Origin of the sequence: Streptacidiphilus albus JL83 (genome assembly GCF_000744705.1) — a bacterium.
Lineage (GTDB): Bacteria > Actinomycetota > Actinomycetes > Streptomycetales > Streptomycetaceae > Streptacidiphilus > Streptacidiphilus albus.
In genome coordinates this window covers 5,185,752-5,206,628 of the sequence record NZ_JQML01000001.1, presented here as the reverse complement: position 1 = coordinate 5,206,628, position 20,877 = coordinate 5,185,752, and the positions used below count along the sequence as shown (strand labels likewise).

Annotated in this window: 16 protein-coding genes, 1 tRNA gene and 1 pseudogene; 6 read left to right on the top strand and 12 right to left on the bottom strand. The window is 71.7% G+C overall.

The genetic code is table 11. The features are described 5' to 3' along the window. The first annotated feature begins 3 nt into the window (after positions 1-3). Positions 4-948: a metallophosphoesterase gene (locus tag BS75_RS48430; RefSeq protein WP_034089569.1), complete on the top strand. Its 945-nt coding sequence runs from the start codon at positions 4-6 to the stop codon at positions 946-948. A gap of 43 nt (positions 949-991) precedes the next feature. Here BS75_RS48430 and BS75_RS22700 read toward each other — a convergent pair whose 3' ends face one another. Next, positions 992-1,900 carry a LysR family transcriptional regulator gene (locus BS75_RS22700; RefSeq protein WP_063771448.1) on the bottom strand — a complete coding sequence of 303 codons (909 nt, stop codon included), beginning with the start codon at positions 1,898-1,900 and terminating at the stop codon, positions 992-994. A gap of 223 nt (positions 1,901-2,123) precedes the next feature. Here BS75_RS22700 and BS75_RS22695 point away from each other — a divergent pair. Then, positions 2,124-2,197 (top strand) — tRNA-Pro (locus tag BS75_RS22695). Between the two features lie 25 nt (positions 2,198-2,222). On the opposite strand, the gene BS75_RS50525 is transcribed toward BS75_RS22695, so the two are convergent. The 6 genes and pseudogenes from BS75_RS50525 to BS75_RS22670 form a co-directional block, all read right to left on the bottom strand. Beyond that, the gene (locus BS75_RS50525) at positions 2,223-2,678 is read right to left on the bottom strand and encodes a tyrosine-type recombinase/integrase (protein WP_231608166.1); all 456 of its coding nucleotides are present in this window, start codon (positions 2,676-2,678) and stop codon (positions 2,223-2,225) included. Positions 2,679-3,055: 377 nt separating this feature from the next. Next, positions 3,056-3,970, bottom strand: coding sequence for a GNAT family N-acetyltransferase (locus tag BS75_RS22690; protein ID WP_034089568.1), 915 nt, complete (start codon positions 3,968-3,970; stop codon positions 3,056-3,058). 226 nt (positions 3,971-4,196) lie between these two features. Continuing rightward, a pseudogene (locus tag BS75_RS43465) lies at positions 4,197-4,903 on the bottom strand (transposase); the annotation flags it as partial. Between the two features lie 31 nt (positions 4,904-4,934). Beyond that, positions 4,935-5,252, bottom strand: a complete 318-nt coding sequence (locus BS75_RS22680; RefSeq protein ID WP_034089567.1) for a hypothetical protein — start codon at positions 5,250-5,252, stop codon at positions 4,935-4,937. A gap of 334 nt (positions 5,253-5,586) precedes the next feature. Then, complete coding sequence (locus BS75_RS44655; RefSeq protein WP_082014002.1) at positions 5,587-6,105, bottom strand: PASTA domain-containing protein; 519 nt, start codon at positions 6,103-6,105, stop codon at positions 5,587-5,589. Continuing rightward, positions 6,102-6,704: a SigE family RNA polymerase sigma factor gene (locus BS75_RS22670; RefSeq protein ID WP_063771449.1), complete on the bottom strand. Its 603-nt coding sequence runs from the start codon at positions 6,702-6,704 to the stop codon at positions 6,102-6,104. The genes BS75_RS44655 and BS75_RS22670 overlap by 4 nt, the downstream gene beginning before the upstream one ends. 169 nt (positions 6,705-6,873) lie before the next feature. On the opposite strand from BS75_RS22670, the gene BS75_RS22665 reads away from it, so the two are divergent. The 4 genes from BS75_RS22665 (at position 6,874) to BS75_RS22650 (ending at position 15,197) form a co-directional block, all read left to right on the top strand. Further along, complete coding sequence (locus BS75_RS22665; RefSeq protein ID WP_034089566.1) at positions 6,874-7,830, top strand: aldo/keto reductase; 957 nt, start codon at positions 6,874-6,876, stop codon at positions 7,828-7,830. Between the two features lie 314 nt (positions 7,831-8,144). Continuing rightward, positions 8,145-9,611, top strand: a complete 1,467-nt coding sequence (locus BS75_RS22660; RefSeq protein WP_152645748.1) for an MFS transporter — start codon at positions 8,145-8,147, stop codon at positions 9,609-9,611. A 376-nt stretch (positions 9,612-9,987) separates the two neighbouring features. Next, positions 9,988-13,077 (top strand): S53 family peptidase, encoded by a 3,090-nt coding sequence (locus tag BS75_RS22655; RefSeq protein ID WP_034089565.1) that lies wholly within the window; start codon positions 9,988-9,990, stop codon positions 13,075-13,077. 209 nt (positions 13,078-13,286) lie between these two features. Then, the gene (locus BS75_RS22650; RefSeq protein ID WP_042437452.1) at positions 13,287-15,197 is read left to right on the top strand and encodes a S9 family peptidase; all 1,911 of its coding nucleotides are present in this window, start codon (positions 13,287-13,289) and stop codon (positions 15,195-15,197) included. 54 nt (positions 15,198-15,251) lie between these two features. Here BS75_RS22650 and BS75_RS22645 read toward each other — a convergent pair whose 3' ends face one another. From BS75_RS22645 to BS75_RS22625, 5 genes are all read right to left on the bottom strand, one after another. After that, positions 15,252-16,037, bottom strand: coding sequence for an SURF1 family protein (locus BS75_RS22645; protein ID WP_034089564.1), 786 nt, complete (start codon positions 16,035-16,037; stop codon positions 15,252-15,254). A 78-nt stretch (positions 16,038-16,115) separates the two neighbouring features. Then, positions 16,116-17,381 carry a hypothetical protein gene (locus BS75_RS22640; protein ID WP_034089563.1) on the bottom strand — a complete coding sequence of 422 codons (1,266 nt, stop codon included), beginning with the start codon at positions 17,379-17,381 and terminating at the stop codon, positions 16,116-16,118. Further along, positions 17,378-17,959 carry a SigE family RNA polymerase sigma factor gene (locus BS75_RS22635; RefSeq protein WP_081983345.1) on the bottom strand — a complete coding sequence of 194 codons (582 nt, stop codon included), beginning with the start codon at positions 17,957-17,959 and terminating at the stop codon, positions 17,378-17,380. The genes BS75_RS22640 and BS75_RS22635 overlap by 4 nt, the downstream gene beginning before the upstream one ends. A gap of 469 nt (positions 17,960-18,428) precedes the next feature. Further along, complete coding sequence (locus BS75_RS22630) at positions 18,429-19,499, bottom strand: aspartate-semialdehyde dehydrogenase (protein ID WP_034093567.1); 1,071 nt, start codon at positions 19,497-19,499, stop codon at positions 18,429-18,431. 32 nt (positions 19,500-19,531) lie between these two features. Continuing rightward, a complete protein-coding gene (locus BS75_RS22625) occupies positions 19,532-20,800 on the bottom strand; it encodes an aspartate kinase (protein ID WP_034089562.1) in 1,269 nt (422 codons plus the stop codon). Positions 20,801-20,877: the final 77 nt, after the last annotated feature.

The following is a 20,877-nucleotide window of genomic DNA, read 5'->3' as shown; positions in this document are numbered from 1 at the left end:
CGGATGCGACCCCTCTATGCCGTACCCCTGGGAATCGCCGCGACCGGCGCGGCCTGCGTGGCCTATGCAGCCGGAGTCGAGGTGCGCTCGTTCCGACTGCGCCGGGTGACCGTCCCGGTGCTCCCCGCCGGGGCGCGTCCGCTGCGGGTACTGCAGCTGTCGGACATCCACATGGTGAACGGACAGCGCAAGAAGCAGCAGTGGCTGCGGAGCCTGGCCGGGCTGCGGCCGGACTTCGTGGTCAACACCGGCGACAACCTGTCCGACCCGGAGGCCGTGCCGCAGACGCTGGACGCGCTCGGGCCGCTGCTGGACTACCCCGGGGTGTACGTCTTCGGCTCGAACGACTACTACGGCCCGGTGCCGAAGAGCCCGACGCGCTACCTGGGTGCGATGCTGACCGGCGACCACGGGCTGAACAAGGCGGACGGCTCGGCCCGGCGCGGCGTCACCGGGGCGATCCACAACCCCTGGCCGGAGCTGCGCGACGGCTTCGACAGCGCGGGCTGGGTGAACCTGACCAACACCCGGGGACGGCTCAAGGTCGAGGGGCTGGAGCTGGAGTTCTCCGGCCTGGACGACCCGCACATCCGACGCGACCGCTACGACGAGGTCGCCGGCGGCCCGTCCGAGGACGCGGACCTGTCCATCGGCGTGGTCCACGCCCCGTACCTGCGGACGCTGGACGCCTTCACCGCCGACCGGTACCCGCTGATCATGGCCGGGCACACCCACGGCGGACAGCTGTGCGTCCCCTTCTACGGGGCCCTGGTGACCAACTGCGACCTGGACCGGAAGCGGGTCAAGGGGCTGTCCCGGCACTCCTCCGGCGGACACCGCTCCTACCTGCACGTCTCGGCGGGCTGCGGCACCAACCGCTACACCCCGGTCCGTTTCGCCTGCCCGCCCGAGGCCACCCTGCTGACCCTGACCCCCCGCGAGGGGTAGCAGACGGGACCTGCGCCGACGGGCCCTGCGCCGCCCAGGGGTGCTAGCGCTGCAGCCAGCCGTGCTGGCGCGAGGTCTCCTCGGCGACGCGGACCAGCCGGTCGATCGCCGGTGAGTGCTGCTTCCCACGCGTGATCAGGTGGACCTCCACCAGCACCGCCGGCTCCAGCGGCAGCCACACCAGTCCGGCCGGCAGCCCGACCCGTCCGCTCTCGCCGACGATGGTCACCGCCGCACCGGAGGAGACCGGGGTGTAGGAGGCGTCGAAGTCCTGGCCGCGCAGCAGGAACTCGGGCTCGGCCCCGGCCTCGGAGCAGACCCGCATCAGCAGGTCGTAGTGGCCGGGGTTGTGGTCCCGGGCGTGCAGCAGCAGCTTCACGCCGTCCAGGTCGGCGGGGGCGACGCTGTCACCCCCGGCCAGCGGATGCTCCCGGCTGATGACCACGCCCTGCCGCTCCAGCCGGAGCAGCGTCAGCTCCAGACCCTCCTGCGGCTGCGCGCAGCGCACCAGGCCGACGTCCAGCGTCCCGGCCGAGACGCCCGCGACGATGTGGGAGAAGGACATGACCCGGGCCAGTACCTCGATCCCGGGCGCCTCCTCGCTCATGGCGAGCAGCAGCTGCGGCGCGGTCTCGTAGCCGGCGCTCATGCCGTACCCGAGGCTGACGCTCCCCAGTCGCCCGTCCGCGAAACCGCGCACCCCGCGCCAGAGGCTGTCGGCGGCCTCCAGCAGTCCGGGCCCGCGCTCGACCAGCATCCGCCCGGCCTCGGTGGGCACCACCTGCTGGGTACTACTGCTGCGGGTGAGCAGCTCAACACCCAAGTCGCGCTCCAACTCACGCACTTGGCGACTCAGGGCAGCCTGGGCGACGTGCAGCCGCTCGGCAGCACGGGTGAAACTCTGTTCCTCGGCGACGGCCAAGAAATAACGCAGGCGGCGCAGCTCGGACATGCCCTCATCTTAGGCGGGCCCCGCCCCCGGCAACCCCGGACCCCGTGCCAGATACGACACCCCCGGCCGCTCACTCGGCCCCCGCCGACACGGCCCCGCTCCAGCCGCCCGGGGAACCGCCCCCTCCGTGCTGACCTGCGCTCCTCCGACCCGCCCGGGAGCCCCCGAACGAAACCGGATTTCGTCCCAGGGCGCGGGTCCGCTAGAGTAATACTCGTTGGAACGGGGTGTGGCGCAGCTTGGTAGCGCGCTTCGTTCGGGACGAAGAGGCCGTGGGTTCAAATCCCGCCACCCCGACCCGAGGTCAGGGCCCCTGTCGAGATCATCGACAGGGGCCCTGAATCGTTCCCGGGGAACCAACCAGGGAGCCACCGACTTCACCTCGGTCGGCCGTACCGACGACTTGATGAAGCCCTCGGATTATCGGATCTCTCCGTTCAGGTCCCAGTCGGTCCCTGAGGCTCGTCCCCCTCGCTCGTCCGAAAGATCTCGTCCATGGCTCCGGCCCCCTCGGCGATGACTGGCCGAAGCTGCTTCCGGTGGACCGCCTCCGTGGTGGCCGTGCTGCCGTCGACAGCAGCGAGACGAAGCTGTGGCGCAGCTCACGCGGCGTCCACTCCGGCGCAAGTCCGGTCTTCACCACGATCGTCCGAAAGTCCCGCCGAACGTGTGAGGCGTCCAGCGGATTGCCGGTCTTGGTCGCGAAGACGAGTCCGGAGGTGACCCAGACCAGACCTGCCGTGCGGCGCTCCTGCTGCTGCCACTCCTGATGCTGCACCAACACCCTCACCCCGTAATGAGGCAGAGCCAGGGTGCGACGGCTCTTGCGCGCCTTGGCGTCGCCGTGCTTACGCACAACGTGAGCCGCCTGCTGGGCCTGCCCGGGTCGGCCCTCGGGGACGGTGACCGGGGTGATGACGTTGCGCAGGATCCTGTCCCTGCGCTGGGCATGGGTGATGGACCGTCGGAGCACGGCGAGCACTTCCCGCAGCGAGCGGGTCGCCAGCAGGTCGGCGCGGTCATGGAGCCGCAGGGGGCGGCGCCTGCGCCGCCCCCTGCGGCGACACTTCACGGCAATCACCGCCGTCGAAGCAAGGTGTCCCGAGTGAGCGGGATGACGCTCCGCTCCTACCGCTGGGTCCGACCCCCGGCGCGTCAGGCTGCGGAGTCGGCCCCGTTCTGGCGGGGAAGATCAATGGAGCGGTGATCATCGATGACCCGGTAGCCGGCGCTCGTGTACAGGTTCATCGCCACTTCGTTGCCACCCCACACGGTGAACATCAGCGCCGAGTCGCCGGCCGCGAGCGTGGCCCGCTCGCCGAGTGCCATCGCGGCTCGGCCGTACCCCTTGCCGCGGTACTGCTCGTCGACGTGCACTCCGTAACCGAAGGTGACGCCCGGGAGGAAGCCGTGCTTCAACCAGCCGGTGCCTATCCGCTCGCCCGCTGCCTCAAGCACCAGGAACGCGTTGTCAGCCGTCGCCAGGCCCTCGGGGATCAGCATCGCGAAGTCGCCGTCGGACTTGCGTACGGCCTCCTCGGGACTCAGGGTGCCCGCCCGGACGATGTCACCGACGTAGGAGAGCTTCTCGGCGGCGAGCCAGTGCGGAAACTCGGCCTCGGTCATCGGCCGTGCGGTGACTCCGTCGGGCAGCTCCGGCGGGGAATCGATGAGGCGCAGCCTGTTCTGCGCCTGGAGGGCGTAGTCGTCGAACAACTCGCTTCCGAAGTCTATTAGTTGTACGTCCACTCGGCATGCGCCACGCTCCGCGCACCACGCCTCGGCCCAGGCGCGGACGGCCTGCCCGTACCCCTCGTCGACTCGGAGGTCGCCGATGCGGCCCGCGAGCGTGCCGTGGTCGTCGGCCACGACGACGGCGACATAGCCCACCCGGGTCCCGGCGTCCGTGATCTCGACAATGGTCCAGCCGCCGATCCGCTCGCGGAACCGCTCGATCCTGCGCTCCACCGCAGCCGCGTTGAGCCCAGCGGCTGCGTACGAGGCGAGAAGGCGCTGCTCGAAGTCCTGCTGCCATTCGGTGCTGTCATCAAGGGCGATGAATTCTGTCACCCGATCACATTAGCCGTGCTGTTGTGGATGTGAGCTTGCATTACCGGCGCCGCTCCACCCCCCAACCTCGATCTTTCATGACGGTCTGTCGGTTCATCCGCTGAGCCGTTTCGGCTTGTTGGGGCGAGGGCGGGCAGGCGGAGAACCCGATTGTCGCGTCGGTTGGGCGCCGGGTTCCACGCTTCCGGATGTTCGGCTGCTCGTCGGAATGGGTCGTTCTGGTGGGTCAGCCGGGGTTCGGTAGGGCTTGCAGTCGGGTGAAGGCGTTGGTGCCCGTTTCGGTCCAGGGCCAGTGCTGGGGCAGGCGGAGGATGCGTCGGCGTCCGGTGGTGACCAGTCGGCCGGCGGCGGAGAACAGTCGAAGCCGCAGGCGTTCGGGTTCCCAGCGGCGGGCTCGGCCGGTCAGGGCGAGCATCGGCATCCGGCCCAGCAGGTCCAGGGCGATCTGGACGGTCTCCAGCCGGACCTGGTTCTGTGCGACCTGGGGCAGGGGAAGGTTGCGCAGGCCGGTGTCGCGGGCGGCGCGGATGCGGTCCTCGGCGCGGGCCCGGGGGCGGTGCCGCAGTTCCAGACGCGCGATCGCGGCGTCCGTGGCATTGGTGGCGAAGCACGTCAGGCGCATGCCGTCGGCGTTGGTGAACCTCAACTGCACTCCGGGGTGGGGTCGTTCCTTGCGCACGATCGGCCGCATCCCCACCGGCCGGCCCTTCAGGACGTCGCCGGCCAGTTCGGCCACCCGTGCACCGTCTCGGACCTGACCGTCGGGGTCCAGGCCGAAGCCGGGACCTGGAGCACGGCGTGGTGGACGGCGTGGTGGACGGCGTGGTGGACGGCGTGGTGGACGGCGTGGTGGACGGCGTCCGTGATCGTCATCCCGACCGAGTAGGACAGCCACCGGCCTCGCGCCGTGCGCCAGTTCAAGAACTCGTGGGTCTCGACCCCCGGATTCACTCGGCTCCCGGCTTCAGCCGTTGTACATCTCGGTGAGGCGGACGATGCGGCCCTGCGGATCCGTCTCGTAGGTGAAGACCGCCAGTGTGTCGGGGTGGGCGCCGATCCAGTTCAGCAGTGCCTGCAGGGAGACCGGCCGACCGCTGGTTCCGGTGGTCACCGGGGTGGTGGCGGTGATCTGCGCATCCTCGCGGATGACGAGTTCCTGCTCCGAACCGGTGGGGACGAACACGGCGGCGTCCGGATCGGCCGGGCTGTCGCAGACGTAGTGGCCGCTACGGACCACGAGCTCCACGAGGTCCGCTGCGGTGTCGTGCCCGGTGAGAGCCACATAGCGGGTCGCCGGCGGCCGTCCCGGGCACGTCCCGTTGCCGGCAGCGCTCGCGCCCCCCGCCGCAGTGGGCGCGGAGCCTGCCGGCGCAGTGGGCGCGGAGCCCGCCGGCGGCCTCGTCGTGCTCTGGCCGAGGCTGCTGCTCGACGTGCTTGAGCCGGTCGGGCCCACCCCCGTCGGCGAGCAGCTGCTCAGGGCAGCCGAAGCCACGAGGGCGCCGAGGGCGAGCGCGACGGTACGGCGGTTCACAGGTACTCCAGGGCGGTGTGCGGACGGATGGGCATGTTGCTGGGCATGTCGTGGAGTGGTCGTGGCCCGGTGATCGACCTGGGTTTCAGCGGGTCGAGATCCAGAGCTCGACCGGGGAGCCGGACGGCACCTGGTTGTTGGGCGCGGGGATCGTCGCAATGACCCGGCCGGCGGGCTGGGCGCCATCGGCCTGGGTGGCGACGGTACCGACGCGGAGCCTGGCGGTCGCCAGCACCGCTGTGGCCTCGGCCTGGCTCAGGCCGACCACATCGGGGACCTGCACCGTGCGCCGGGCGGCGGAAGGGCGCGGCGCGGCTACGGCGCTCGGCCCTCGTGTGGTGGCGGCGGCCGGGGCCGGCTTCGAGGAGGGCGAGCCGGCGATGGTCGAGAGCGCGGTGCCGCCGACGACGACGGCCAGGACGGCGGCGACGCTCGCCCCGGTCATCGCGAAGCGCCTGCGGCGGGCCCGCCGCCCGATCCGGCCCGCGTCGAGCGTCGGCGAGGCCGTCCCGTCGGCGAACTCGTTCATGGACTGGACCAGCCTCTCCTCGAAGTCGTGGTCGTGCCCGCAGGGGCCGGACGGTGGTGGTGCCGACGGCGTCATCGCCTGCCTCCGAGGTGCTCGTGGGCCGCTTGTACTGCCTGGTGGGCTCGTTGTTGCGGGGCGCGTTGCTCCGGGGCGCGTTGTTGCCGGGCGGGGTGCAGCGGCGGCTGCGGGAGCTGGTCGCGCAGCTTCCGCAGACCGCGGGCGAGCTGGGACCGGGCCGTGCCGGGCGAGATGCCCATGGTGGCGGCGATCTGCGTGTCGGACATGTCGTGGAAGTAGTGCAGGACGATGACGGTGCGCATCCCCATGGGCAGGCGGTGCAGCGCCCGGATGATCTGGTCACGCGTATCGACGCGCCCGTACTCGTCCCCGGGGACCGGTCGGTCCGCGAGGTCCTGGACGGGAGCCGTGCGACGCCAGCGCCGCCAGCGGTCATTGGCCAGGTTGATCATTATTCGGTGGACGTACGCCTCGGGGGAATCGGCCTCGGACACTCGCCGCCAGCGCCCGCACGCCCGGACCAGTGCCTCCTGGAGCAGCTCCTGGGCCGAATCCTGGCTGCCCGTCAGCACGTAGGCGCTGCGGAACAGCGCGGCCGAGCGCTGGGCGACGAAGGCGGCGAAGTCCGGGGAACCGGGTTCGTCGGTCGTTCTCACTCCGCCCTCCTCCCCTTTCTCCGGCTCTGTCCTGATGCGCGTCGCACAGGAGCCCTCCCTCGTTCGGTCCGACGATCACCCTGTTGACGGCGGCGCCGCACCATCCGCTGCACGACTCCGAAGATGTGTCACAGGTCACTCGGTCCGTTGCGCAGCTTAGGTTGGCCCCATGGACTATCGAACGCTCGGCAACAGCGGACTCCTCGTCTCCGTGGTCGGACTCGGCTGCAACAACTTCGGCAGGCGTCTCGACGCGGCGCAGACACTCGCGGTGGTCGACGCGGCACTCGACGCCGGGGTGACCCTCTTGGACACGGCCGACATGTACGGCGGCGGGGGCGCCTCCGAGACCCTGCTCGGCCAGGCGCTGAAGGGGCGGCGCGACACGGTGGTGCTGGCGACCAAGTTCGGTCATCAGCACGTCGACCTGGGGTACGGACCAGCGGCCGGGGCGAAGGGCGGCCGCGCCTACATCCGGCGCGCGGTCGAGGAGTCGCTGCGACGCCTGCAGACCGACCACATCGACCTCTACCAGCTGCACACCCCCGACCCGCGCACGCCGATCGCCGAGACGCTCGCCGCGCTCAGCGAGCTGGTGAGCGAAGGCAAGGTGCGCTACCTCGGGCACTCCAACTTCGCCGGCTGGCAGCTCGCCGAGGCCGCGCACGTCGCCCGGGAGACGGGTGCCGTGCCGTTCGTCTCCGCCCAGAACGAATGGTCGCTGCTCGAACGCGGCGTGGAGCGCGAGGTGGTCCCTGCGGCGTTGCACTACGGCCTCGGCGTGCTTCCGTACTTCCCACTCGCCAACGGACTGCTCACCGGGAAGGTGCGCCGTGCCACCGGCGTGCCCGCAGGCTCGCGCCTGGAGTCGCGGCCCGAGCGGGTGACGGAGGCCGGCCTCGACACGGTCGAACGCCTGGCCGCCTGGGGCGAGGCGCACGGCCGGAGCGTGCTGGAGATCGGCGTGGGCGCGCTCGCCGCACGGCCCGGCTGCGGCTCGGTCATCGCCGGGGCGAGCAACGCCGAGCAGGTGCGCGCCAACGCCGCCGCCGGACAGTGGGTGCCGACCTCCGAGGAACTGGCCGAGATCGACGCGCTCCTGGCCCCGGAGCCCGCTGCGGCCTGAGCAGCCTGCCCCGTCACCGTCGCCGTCGCCGTCGCCGTCGGACGCGGCGAGGCCGGCACCGCACGCGGCGCGGCCCGGGTCGGAGCCGCCCTCCGGACCGCAAGCGTCGCCACCGGCACCCGCCCCTCCCGGACCGACCGCCCCCTGGGCGAAGGAACCGCTCCGGCGCGCGGACGGCACGAGGCATGAGCCGCCGGACCACTCCGATCCGCATTACCTCGATCTCAGATCACATCGTCTTACGAATATGTCTGCCACAGATGTAACCTGGTTCCAGGCGCCGACCGACGTCGCCGGCAGACCGGGGAGAGAGCATGGCCACCAGTGAGGCCACACGGCCGACGGGGCAACCGCTCCAACTCCTGCTCCCACTGCCGACCGAGCGGCCGCGCGGTTGGGCGCTGCTCACCCAGGAGCGGCCGCGTCCGGAGCGAATACGGGGGCAGTCCTGGGCCTGGCGGCTGGCGGTCGCCGCCGTCTGCTTCGGGGCCTTCATGGGACAGCTCGACGCCAGCATCGTCACCCTCACCTACCAGTCGCTGGGCACTGCCTTCCATGCCGGACCCGCCGCCGTCGAGTGGGTGTCGCTCTCCTACCTCCTGGTCCTGATCGCGCTGCTGGTCCCGGCCGGTCGCTTCTCCGACGTGCACGGCCGCAAGCTGATGTACCTCTACGGATTCGCCGTGTTCACCGCAGGCTCGGCGGCCTGCGGGCTCGCGCCGGGGCTGGGGATCCTGGTCGCCTTCCGGATCGTGCAGGCCGTGGGCGCGGCGCTGATGCAGGCCAACAGCGTGGCCCTGGTGAGCACCAGCGCGCCGTCCGGGAAGATGCGGACCGCGCTCGGGATGCAGGCGGCCGGGCAGGCCATCGGGCTGGCGCTCGGGCCGACCATCGGCGGTGCCCTGGTGGCCACCGTGGGCTGGCGCTGGGTCTTCCTGATCAACGTTCCGGTCGGGATCGTCGCGCTGGTCGCGGGCCACTACCTGCTGCCGCGCACCCGCCAGGGGCTGGGCACGGCCGGTGTGGACGCGGTCGGCGTGCTGCTGCTGGGTGCGGCGAGCACCGCCGCGATGCTCGGACTGTCCATCAGCTCCGGCCTGGGCCTCCCGGTCTGGACCGCCGCCCTGCTGTTCGCGGCGGCGGTCGGCGCGGGCTGGGCCTTCGTCCGTCGGCAGCGCGGCCACACGGCCCCGCTGATCGACCTGAAGCTGCTGCGCCGAGGAGGCATCGCCCCCGGCCTGGTCGGCGGACTCTGCGGCTACCTGGTGCTGTTCGGGCCGCTGGTCCTGGTCCCGGTGGTACTCGCCCGGCACGGCGGCTCCGCGCTCGAAGCCGGGCTGGTGCTGACCGCGCTGCCGCTCGGCTTCGCCCTCGCCGCGACGCTCGGCGACCGGCTGCTCCCGAACGACTGGAGCGACCGGGCCCGATGTACGGCGGGAGCGGCGGGCTGCGTGGCCGCCCTCGGACTGCTGGCGGCACTGCCGATGACGTCCGACGTGCTCCCGGTGTCACTGGGGCTGCTCGGCCTCGCGCTCGGGGTGTTCACCCCGGCCAACAACACGCTGGTGATGCGGGCGATCCCGGGCTCGTCGGCCGGCACCGGTGGCGGCATGGTCAACATGGGCCGGGGCATGGGTACCGCGCTGGGCGTCGCGGCGGTGACCCTGACCCTGCATCTGCTGCCGGGCGCGGCGGGCGCGCGGACGGTGGCCGTGGTGCTGCTGGCGTTCGCGCTGCTGGCACTGACGATGAGCCGCAGTCGGAGCGGCGCCGGGCAGTGAGCCCGTCGGAGGACCGGGCACACCGGGTACATCGGGCACAGCGGTTGATATCACCAGCCCGCCCGGACGCACCGGCCCACCTGCACAGCTTCATTCTCATAACGAAGACTCAGGGCCTTCTTTCCCCGGGGACAACAGCCGATCATCCCTGATAGAAAACGTTTGTATTCCGTTCGGTCGGGGGGTCGTACCAGCGCCGATTCGTGCGCTGTAGGAACGGTGTCCGTTCTCCATCACTTGCAGTCCCAACGAGAGCCGCCACAGTCGCTCTTCGCGGGTGCTGCCCTCCCTCCGCACGACGGCCGCGCCGGGACCACGCCCGGCACACGCGTCACGCCGCCCAGCGCGACGCGAGCCAGTCCATAGGAGAACCTGCATGGCCAAGAAGGTCACTGCGGCCCCGGAGGGTTCCATAGAACCCGCTCAGGCCGGCCGCCACGCCTCCGGACGGTCCCGCTACCGGACAGGCCTGGTGATCGCTGCCACGGCCGCAGTCGCGGGACTGACCGTCACCACCGCCACCACCGCGTCGGCCGTCGGTGTGGGAACGCCCTCCCCCTCGGCCCGGGCCGCGACAACCGCCGCCACCACCGCCCCGCAGCGGGTCGGTGCCGTCCCGCGAGTACCGGCCGGCTCGGTCCGCACCGGTACCCCCAGCGGAAGCACGGCCGTGACCCTGAGCATCGGCCTCGAACCGCGCAACCCCGGCGAACTGCAGAAGTACGTCGACGCCGTCTCGACCAAGGGCAGCCCGGAGTTCCACCACTACCTGGCCAAGGGCCAGTTCGCCTCGGTCTTCGGCCCCGCGCAGAGCAGCATCGACAACGTCGAGGCCGCGCTCAGGAAGGCGGGCCTGAAGCCCGGCGAGGTCAGCGCCGACGGTCTGTCGATCGCAGTCAACACCACGCTGGCAGCCGCCGGATCCGCCTTCCACACCAGCTTCACCAGCTACCGGCTGGCGGACCACCGGAACGCCTACGCCAACACCGCCGCACCGCTGCTCTCCGGAGCCGTGGCCGCCGATGTGTCCGGCGTGACCGGTCTGGACACGCTGAGCCAGCGGGTGTCGTTCCACACCGCCCCGCAGGCGCACGGCACCCGGCCGGCCCTCGGCGCACGCACGTCCCTGCAGCGCACCCGGTCCGTCACCGCGGACGCGACGGGCGGCCCGCAGATCTGCAACGACGCCGTCACCGCCCTCGGCGCCAATGGGCTCGGCACGGACGGCGACGGCTACTACAGCGCTGCGGACCTCGCCGGCACCTACAACATGGAGCACAACGCCACCAGCGGTTCCGGCGTCACCATCGGCGTCATCGAGTTCGAGCGGTACGCACCGTCCGACCTCGCCGCCTACCAGGCCTGCTACGGCACGCACGTGCCGGTGAGCACGGTCTCGGTCGACGGCGGAGGGAAGGCCCCGCCGAGTTCGCAGACGGACGTCGGCCAGGAGGCGACGCTCGACCTGGACGACCTGGTCAGCCTCGCTCCGGGAGCGTCGATCATCGACTACGAGGGCCCTGACCTCAGCAGCGCCTTCACCGACGCCGACTGGCTGAACACCTACCAGGAGATGGTGACGGACGACCGCGCCCAGGTGCTGTCGATGAGTTGGGGCGGTTGCCAGCTCAATACCGACCCGAGCGTCATCACGGCGGAGAACTACTACTCGGAGGAGGCCGCGGCCCAAGGTCAGACGATCTTCGCGGCCAGCGGCGACAACGGCGCGGTGGACTGCTACGGGAGCCCCACCAACGCCAACACCGATTCGGTGAACGACCCGGCCAGCCAGCCCTTCGTGACCGGTGTCGGCGGCACCACCCTGTCCGGTGACCCGGCGTACTCACGGGCCGTCTGGAACACCGGGACGGCGCTTTCCGGCATCGGCGCCAGCGGCGGCGGCGTGTCGGTCGAGGCTCCGCTGACCAACGGCGGCTCCAACTTCCAGAAGGGCTTCACCGGCCAGGGCTACAGCGCCTCGGCCTGTCATGCCACCAGCGCCGGCGCCTGCCGCCAGGTCCCGGACGTCTCCGCCCTGGCGGACCCCTTCGAGGGCTACCCCATCTACCTCTGGGGCAACTGGCAGACCATGGGCGGTACCAGTGGCGCCACCCCGACCTGGGCCGCGCTGACCGCCATCGCCGACAGCGAGGGAGCCTGCAAGGCCAACGGCCCGCTCGGCTACCTCAACTTCGACCTGTACAAGGCGGCCGGCGCCAGCTACCAGAACGACTTCACCGACATCACCTCGGGCAACAACGTGCTCTACGGTGACCGCGGATACAACTCGACCACCGGTTACGACCTGACCACCGGTCTGGGCGAGCCGAACGCGGCCAACCTCACCGCCACCCTGTGCGGCAGCCTCCCGACCGCCGCCACCGGCGTCAGCACCTACCACCCGGTCAACGCGACGGTCGTCCTCAACACCCGTCCCAGCACCGTGCCCTCCAACGCCGTGACCGGGGTGCAGATCGAGGGCAACTCGGCGATCCCGGGCATGCCGTCCAACGGCGTCACCTCGGTCGTCCTCAACGTCACCGTCACCAAGACCAACGGGTCCGGCTACCTGACGGCCTGGGGTGACGACACGCATCGTCCCGGTACCTCCAACCTCGACTGGCAGGCCGGCCAGACGCTCTCCAACCTGGTCACCGTCCCGGTGCCGGCCGACGGCAGGGTCGACTTCCTCGTCTCCGGCTCCGCCGCCGCCGTCATCGCCACCATCCAGGGGTACTACTCCAATGACGCCAACGGCCTGACCTACACCGGCGTGACGACCCCGGCCCGCATCCTGGACACCCGCTACGCGAACGGCATCTCCACCAGGACCCCGGTCTCCGGCATCATCACCCTGAAGGTGATCGGCCGGGGCGGCGTGCCCGCCGGGGCCAAGGTCGCCGCGGTGAACCTCATCGTCACCAACACCACCGGCGCCGGCTACCTCGCGGCCTACCCGCAGGGCAGTCCGACGGCGAACGTCACCGACCTCACCTGGACGGCGAAGGGGGCCACCCAGAGCGGCCTGGCCTTCGTGCCGATCGGCGCCGACGGCAGCATCAGGCTCCTGGTGTACGGGAAGACCAACGTGATCGCCGATGTCGACGGGTACTTCACCCAGGGCACCGGCGGCGCCTCCTTCACCAGCACCACCCCGACCCGCTTCCTGTCCGCCCCGATCACCGGCGGCAAGATCTACGCGCTGCAGGTCACCGGTCGGGGCGGCGTCCCGGCCGGGGCGAAGTACGTGGTCATGAACGTCACCGTCAGCGGGAGCAGCCAGGTCGGCTACCTCCTCACCTGGGCCGACCAGACCCGGATTCCGGGCGTGACCACGCTCATCTGGGGCCCCCGGACGGCGATCCCGAACGAGGTCGTCGCTCCGATCGGCGCGGACGGCAAGGTCGACCTGTTCGTGTCGAGCACGTCGGAAGTGTTCTCCGACGTGTCCGGCTACCTCATGTAGCACCGTCTCATCCAGCACCGTCGACGGACCGTCCGAACGTCGACGCCCCGATGCCCCGATGCCCCGCCACCCCGGGCCGGCGGGGCATCGGCGTTCCGGCGGACGTGCGCACGTGGGGACCTGCGGACGGGCGGACCTGCGGACGTGCGGACGGGCCCGGGTTCGGTCATGCGGTCCGCGACGGCGTCCACGCGAGGCAGGATGGTGCCATGAGCAGCAGCGAGATGACGCAGCAACAGCCGGACTTCGCCGACCTGCCGGCCTGGGAGCAGCGGTTCCGGGCCGCCCGGGTCGGCCTGCCCGAGTGGGCCGAGGAGGCGCCCGACCGCTCCCTCTTCGTCTCCAACGCCACCGGGACCTACGAGGTGTACGCCTGGGACCGGGCGACCGGCGACCGCCGTCAGGTCACCGACCGGGCCAACGGCACCATGGACGCCGTGCTCAGCCCCGACGGCGAGTGGATCTGGTGGTTCGACGACACGGACGGCGACGAGTTCGGCGTCTGGCGGCGCCAGCGCTTCAGCCTTGACGCGGACGGCGCTTCGGACGGCGGTTCGGACGGCGGTTCGGACGGCGGTGTGAAGCGGACCGGGGCGGACCCGGAGGCCGTCCCCGGCCTGGCCCCCGCCTACTCCGCCGGACTGGCGCTGGGTCGGCCCGGGACAGGTGTGCTGGCGGTCGTGGGCCGGTCGACGGACGAGGACGGCTCGACCCTGCACCTGGTCCGCACGGCGGGCGAACCGCTCGTGGTGTACCGGCACCACGAGTCGGCGGGCGTCGGCGACCTCTCCCACGACGGCGCCCTGCTCGCGATCGAGCACACCGAGCACGGCGACGCCATGCACTCCGCGCTGCGGGTGGTCCGGGTGCCCGCGGGGACCGACGCCGATGTCGTCACCGTCGCCGAACTGGACGACTGCACCGGCCGCGAGGAGCCGCTCGGGCTGTCCTGCCTCGGCTTCGCGCCGCTCGCCGGCGACCCCCGGATGCTGGTCGCGCACCAGCGGCGGGGCCGCTGGGAGCCGCTGCTGTGGGACACCTCCACCGGCGCCCAGACCGAACTGGTGCTGGACCTGCCGGGCGACCTCTCCGCCAGTTGGTACCCGGACGCCTCCGCGCTGCTGGTCGAGCACACCTACCACGCACGGAGCGAGCTCTACCGCTACGACCTGGCCACCGCCGCGCTGGAGCGGCTGGACACCCCGCCGGGAACGGTGTCCGAGGCGGGCGCGCGGCCGGACGGCAGCGTGGAGTTCCTCTGGTCCTCCGCCGCGCAGCCGCCCGTCGTCCGCGCCACCGGTGGCCCGGCGCGGGGCAGCGTGGTGCTGGCCGCGCCCGGCCCGCAGGCGCCACCCTCGGTGCCGGTCGAGGACGTGTGGGTGGACGGCCCCGGCGGGCCTGTCCACGCCCTGGTGCAGCGGCCCGCGGGCGAGGGTCCCTACCCGGTGGTGTTCGACATCCACGGCGGACCGACCTGGCACGACAGCGACGCCTTCGCCTCCGCGCCGGCCGCCTGGGTGGACCACGGCTTCGCCGTGGTCCGGATCAACTACCGCGGCTCGACCGGCTACGGCCAGGCCTGGACGGACGCGCTGCGGCACCGGGTGGGCCTGATCGAGCTGGAGGACATCGCGGCCGTCCGCGCCTGGGCGGTGGAGTCGGGGCTGGCCGACCCCGCCCGACTGGTGCTCACCGGCGGCTCCTGGGGCGGCTACCTGACCCTGCTCGGCCTCGGCGTCCAGCCGGAGCTGTGGACCCTGGGCGTGGCCGCGGTCCCGGTCGCCGACTACGTCCAGGCCTACCACGACGAGATGGAGGCGCTGAAGTCGATGGACCGCACGCTCGTCGGCGGCACGCCGGAGGAGGTCCCGGAGCGCTACGCGGCCTCGTCCCCGATCACCTACGCGGACGAGGTGAAGGCCCCGGTCTACATCAGCGCCGGGCTCAACGACCCGCGCTGTCCGATCACCCAGGTCGAGAACTACGTCCAACGACTGGAGCAGGCCGGGAAGGTGCACGAGGTCTACCGCTACGACGCCGGACACGGATCGCTGGTGGTGGAGGAGCGGGTGAAGCAGCTGCGGCTGGAACTGGACTTCGTGGCCCGGCACCTGGCCTGAGCCCCGGGACCCGGGCCGACCCCAGGTCGGCCCGGGCCGACCCGGGACCCGACCTCAGACCGCTTCTGCGGTGAAGATGCCGAGCTGACGGTCGCGGGCGACCTCCGCCTCCCGGCGGACCAGGCGGAACCACATGAAGACAACGAAACCGGCGAAGACGAACCACTGACAGGTGTAGCCGAGGTTCTGCAGCGCCTCCGGCGTCAGGCCGTCGCCCTGCGAGGCCTGGTAGGTCGGCACCGGCACCAGGCTGGTCGAGCCCGCGTCCAGCGCGATCCAGCCGTCGTAGACGCTGTACGGCAGAATGTTGATCAAGGTCGCCGGGCTGATCATGCCGATCTGGCCGCTCGGCAGGATGCCGGTGGAGATCACCCCGGCGGTGCTCGCGTCCTCGGAGATCTGCAGCCGCCCGTGCAGCACGGTCTCACCCGCCGCCGGAGCGGCGACCTGGGCCGGGCTCGCGGTCCAGCCCCGGATCACCGCGATGTGGGTGCCGTCGGCGAGCAGCAGCGGGGTGAGTACGTAGTAGCCGTTCTTCCCGTCGACCTCGCGCTGCGGCACCAGCAGCTGGTGCGCGGCGTCGTAGCGCCCGGAGAAGGTGACCTCGCGACCCGCGTCACCGGCCGTGACGGTGTCGGCGTCCGCGCCGGCCAGCAGCTTGGACAGCGGCACCGCGTTGTCGATGTGCTCGGCGGCCTGCGCCGCGCGGTGGCCCCCGGTGTGCGTGCGCTGCTCGAAGCGGCTGAGCTGCCACACACCCAGCCAGATGCACAGCGGCACGGCGAGCACGGCGAAGAGGTGGAGGCCGAGCCAGCGCGGGGTGAAGAGGAACCGGTACACGCCCCCACGGTAACGACCCTCCCTGAGGGCCCTGCAGAGGGGTCGCCCGGTACCGTTCCGGCCGGGGCCACCCCGCGTTCAGCCTGCGGCGAGCGGCAGGGTGTCGTAGACCGTACCCGCGCAGGCGTTGCCGATGACGGCGTCGACCGTGGGCGACCCGGCGGCGCCGGGGGTGAGCAGCAGCGTGACCGAGGGCGGCGTGCCGCCCGGTTCGCTGCCGGCGCTCGCGCTGGGTACGGCGCCCTGGGTCGAGTCCGCAGCGGAGCCGGTGTCACCGGCGGTGGGCGTCGCGTCCGTCGGCGAGGCGCTGGCGGTGCAGGCGGAGCCCGCCGCACCGGTGCTCGGGACCCAGGCGAAGTCCACCACGAACGACTGCCCCGCCGACAGCACGACCGGAGCGGGCGTGGCGGCCGGGGTCGGCAGCAGGGTGGCCGGGTCCCCGGCGATGTGCTCCTCGACCGTGATCCGGGAGGCGAGGGTCCCGCTGACGGACTGCACCGCCACCGTCCCGGCCAGCGTCACCTGGCAGGTCGTCGAGGAGACGTTGGTCACCTGGAACCAGCCGTACAGCGTGCCGGACGCGCCGGCGGTGCCCACCGACGAGTACCCGTTGCCCAGTTGCCCGCCGGTGCACTCGGCGGCCGGGGCAGCTGCGCTCTGGCCGGGGCTGAGGCCGGTGGCGTCCGACGACCACGGCTCGACGGAGCCCGAGCGCGAACCGCTCGGCAGGACGCCGCCCGTCCCGTTGCTCTCCGGCTGCGGCGGCGGAGAACCGTTGGTCCCGATGCTCGGCGCGGGCAGGTAGGGCACGACCGGGTTGACCGAGGTGCCCGAACTGCCCTCCCGGTCCGAGGAGGAGGGCGCCGCGCTCTGGTAGCCCTGGCCCGCCTGCGGTCCCTGGGCCAGGGTCGACGAGGTCACCATCCCGTGCAGCAGCGCACCACCGAGGACTCCGAGCACCAGCGCGGTCACCACGCCACCGCGCCGACGGCGTCGTGCGCGCCGCTGGGGGACGGCCCGCCGCAGGCTGTCCAGGGAGTCGGCGGACGGCCGGAGCCCGCCGACCGCACTGTGCAGGTGCTCACGCAGCCTGCGTTCCTCGGGCCCGAGCTCCGCGTCGAGCGGATCGACGGCGGAGAAGGGCCCGGCGCTCTGCTCGGCGGCGAGCCAGGGGGGAAGGACGCTGGGCGGGGCCATCGGCATGGGCGGGATCGCACCGGCCCCGCTGCGCCCGCTGCCGCCGGGCCGCACCACCCGCACGGCCGAGCGGGGCTGCGGCGGAGCCGGAGCGGCGGGCAGGTGCTCCGGGTCCGTGCCCGGCCCGAACTCCTCGGCGCCACTCATGACTCCGGCCCCGAGTCCATCGTGATCCGGAGCGCGGCCAGCCCGCGCGAGCCGTACGCCTTGACCGAGCCGATCGAGATGCCCAGGCTCTCCGCGACCTGGGCCTCTGTCATGTCGGCGAAGTACCGCATCACCAGAACTTCGCGCTGGCGCCGTTGGAGGCCGCGCATGGCCTTCAGCAGCTGGTCGCGCTCCAGGGCGTCGTACGCGCCCTCCTCGGCGCTGGCCATGTCCGGCATGGGCTTGGGCAGCAGCCGCAGCCCCATGATCCGTCGCCGCAGCGTGGAACGCGACAGGTTGACGACCGTCTGCCGCAGGTAGGCGAGGGTCTTCTCGGGCTCCCGCACCCGGCGGCGGGCGGCGTGGACGCGGATGAACGCCTCCTGGACGACGTCCTCGCAGGAGGCGGTGTCGTCCAGGAGCAGCGCGGCGAGGCCCAACAGCGAGCGGTAGTGGGCCTGGTAGGTCTCGGTGAGCAGGTCGACGCTGGCGCCCTCGGCGACGACCGAGGTGAACTCGGCCCGGTCGAGGCCGCGATCGAGGCCCCGGTCGAGGCCGCGCTCCACGGTCCGGTCCATGGTCCGGTCGGCGGTCCGGTCGAGACCGCGGTCCAGGGTGCGGTCGATCGTCCGGTCGATGGTTCGCTCAACAACTCTGCGGACGCCGGGAAAGGGCGCGGTCACGGGCATCCTCCCGGCCACGACCATGCTCCCCGCCATCTCTCCCACGCCAGTTGGACGTGCGAGGCCGCGCGATGGTTGCACGGGAACGACGGAGAATCACCGGACGGACACAGCTGGTACCGGTGGGAGTAGTCGAACATCCCGCCGCCTCCCCGTCCGTGACCAACGACTGCTGTTGATGGCTCAACGGTACGGGGCGCCCAGGCACGCGTCACTGGAACTGACCGACTCGCGCCCGGTTCGCCGCAGGTTCGCAACACACGGAGCTCAAGAACTCTCGGGTGCGACCTCGCCCCACGGGCCCCGTCAGTAACAGGCCCTGCTCCGGCGGCGCGAGCCGGACCCGGTCGGACCCGGTCGGGGCTCAGCCGAGTTCGGCCGCCACCGACTCGGCGATCTGCGCGGTGTTCAGCGCCGCGCCCTTGCGCAGGTTGTCGCCGCAGAGGAAGAGGTCCAGCGCACGCGGGTCGTCCAGCGAGCGGCGGACCCGGCCGACCCAGGTCGGGTCGGTGCCGACCGCGTCGACCGGGGTGGGGAACTCGCCCGTGGCCGGGTCGTCGTAGAGCACGACGCCGGGCGCCGAGGCCAGGATCTCGTGGGCACGCTCGACGGTCACGTCGGACTCGAACACCGCGTGCACCGCCAGCGAGTGGGTGGTGACCACCGGTACCCGGACGCAGGTCGCGGAGACCTTGAGCTCCGGCAGGCCCAGGATCTTCCGCGACTCGTTGCGGACCTTCATCTCCTCGGAGGACCAGCCGGCGTCGGCCGGCGAACCCGCCCAGGGGATGACGTTGAGCGCCAGCGGCGCGGGGAACGGCCCGGTCTCGCCGATGGCGCGCCGGACGTCCCCGGTCCTGGTACCGAGGTCGCCGTCCTGGGCGACGGTGGCGATCTGCTGCCGGAGCGCGTCCACGCCGGACTTCCCGGCTCCGGACGCGGCCTGGTAGGAGGCGACCACCAGCTCCTTCAGGCCGAACTCGGCGTGCAGCGCGCCCATGGCGACGATCATCGTCAGCGTGGTGCAGTTGGCATTGGCGACGATCCCGCGCGGACGGGTCCGCGCGGCCGAGGCGTTCACCTCGGGGACGACCAGCGGGACGTCCTCGTCCATCCGGAAGGCGCCGGAGTTGTCGACCACGACCGCACCCCGGGCGGCGGCGATCGGCGCCCAGTGCGCGGCCACCTCGTCGGGCACGTCGAACATGGCGACGTCCACCCCGTCGAAGCAGTCCTCGCTGAGCGCGTGCACCTCGACCTGCTCACCGCGGACGGTGAGCTTGCGGCCGGCGGAGCGGGCGGAGGCGATCAGGCGGATCTCGCCCCACACGTCGGCGCGGGTGGAGAGCAGTTCCAACATGACCGTGCCGACGGCGCCAGTGGCGCCGACGACGGCGAGGGTCGGTCTGCGAGCTGCGTGGGCCCGATGGGCCACGCTCTCACCGACCTGATCGCCTCCGCCGGAGTTCACCGACCGGTCCCGCCGTAGACGACGGCTTCGTCGGTCTCGCTGTCCAGACCGAAGGCGCTGTGGACCGCGCGGACCGCCTCGGAGACGTCGTCGGCACGGGTCACCACGGAGATGCGGATCTCCGAGGTGGAGATCAGCTCGATGTTGACGCTCGCCCCGGACAGCGCCTCGAAGAAGGTCGCGGTGACCCCGGGGTTGGACCGCATCCCGGCGCCGACCAGCGAGATCTTGCCGATCTCGTCGTCGTAGCGGAGCGAGGTGAAGCCGATGCCCTGCTGGACGCGCTCCAGCGCCTCGATGGCCTTCCGGCCCTCGGCCTTGGGCACGGTGAAGGAGATGTCCGTCAGGCCGGTCGACGCGGCGGAGACGTTCTGCACCACCATGTCGATGTTGATCTCGGCATCGGCGATGGCACGGAAGATCCGGGCCGCCTCACCGGGCTTGTCGGGCACGCCGACGACGGTGACCTTGGCCTCCGACGTGTCGTGGGCGACCCCGGAGATGATGGCGTGCTCCATTTCGCCCCCTTCGGGCTGGTTACGGACCCAGGTACCGACGTTTCCAGAGAAGGACGACCGTACATGGATGGGCATGTTGTAGCGGCGGGCGTACTCGACACAGCGGGCGAGCAGCACCTTGGAACCGGAGGATGCCAGCTCCAACATGTCCTCGTAGCCGATTTCGTCGATCTTGCGGGCCTTCTTCACCACGCGGGGGTCGGCGGTGAAGACGCCGTCGACATCGGTGTAGATCTCACAGCACTCGGCGTCGAGCGCGGCGGCCAGCGCCACGGCCGTGGTGTCCGAGCCGCCCCGGCCGAGGGTGGTGATGTCCTTGCTGTCCTGGGAGACGCCCTGGAAGCCGGCCACGATCGCGATGTTGCCCTCGTCGAGGGCGGTACGGATGCGGCCCGGCGTCACATCGATGATGCGCGCCTTGTTGTGGACGGAGTCGGTGATGACCCCGGCCTGGCTGCCGGTGAAGGACTGGGCCTCGTGACCCAGGGATTTGATGGCCATGGCCAGGAGCGCCATGGAGATGCGCTCCCCTGAGGTCAGCAGCATGTCGAGCTCGCGTCCGGCAGGGAAAGGTGACACCTGCTCAGCGAGATCGATGAGCTCGTCCGTCGTGTCGCCCATCGCGGACACCACGACGACGACCTCATGGCCGGCCTTCTTGGTGTCGACGATTCGCCTGGCGACGCGCTTGATGCCCTCGGCATCAGCGACGGAGGAGCCGCCGTACTTCTGCACGACAAGGCCCACGTGCGCTCCTCGGATCTTCCGGTCTCCCGGTACTGCGGTGGTTCAGGCAGCGCAGCCACTGGGGCATACGCGCGGCC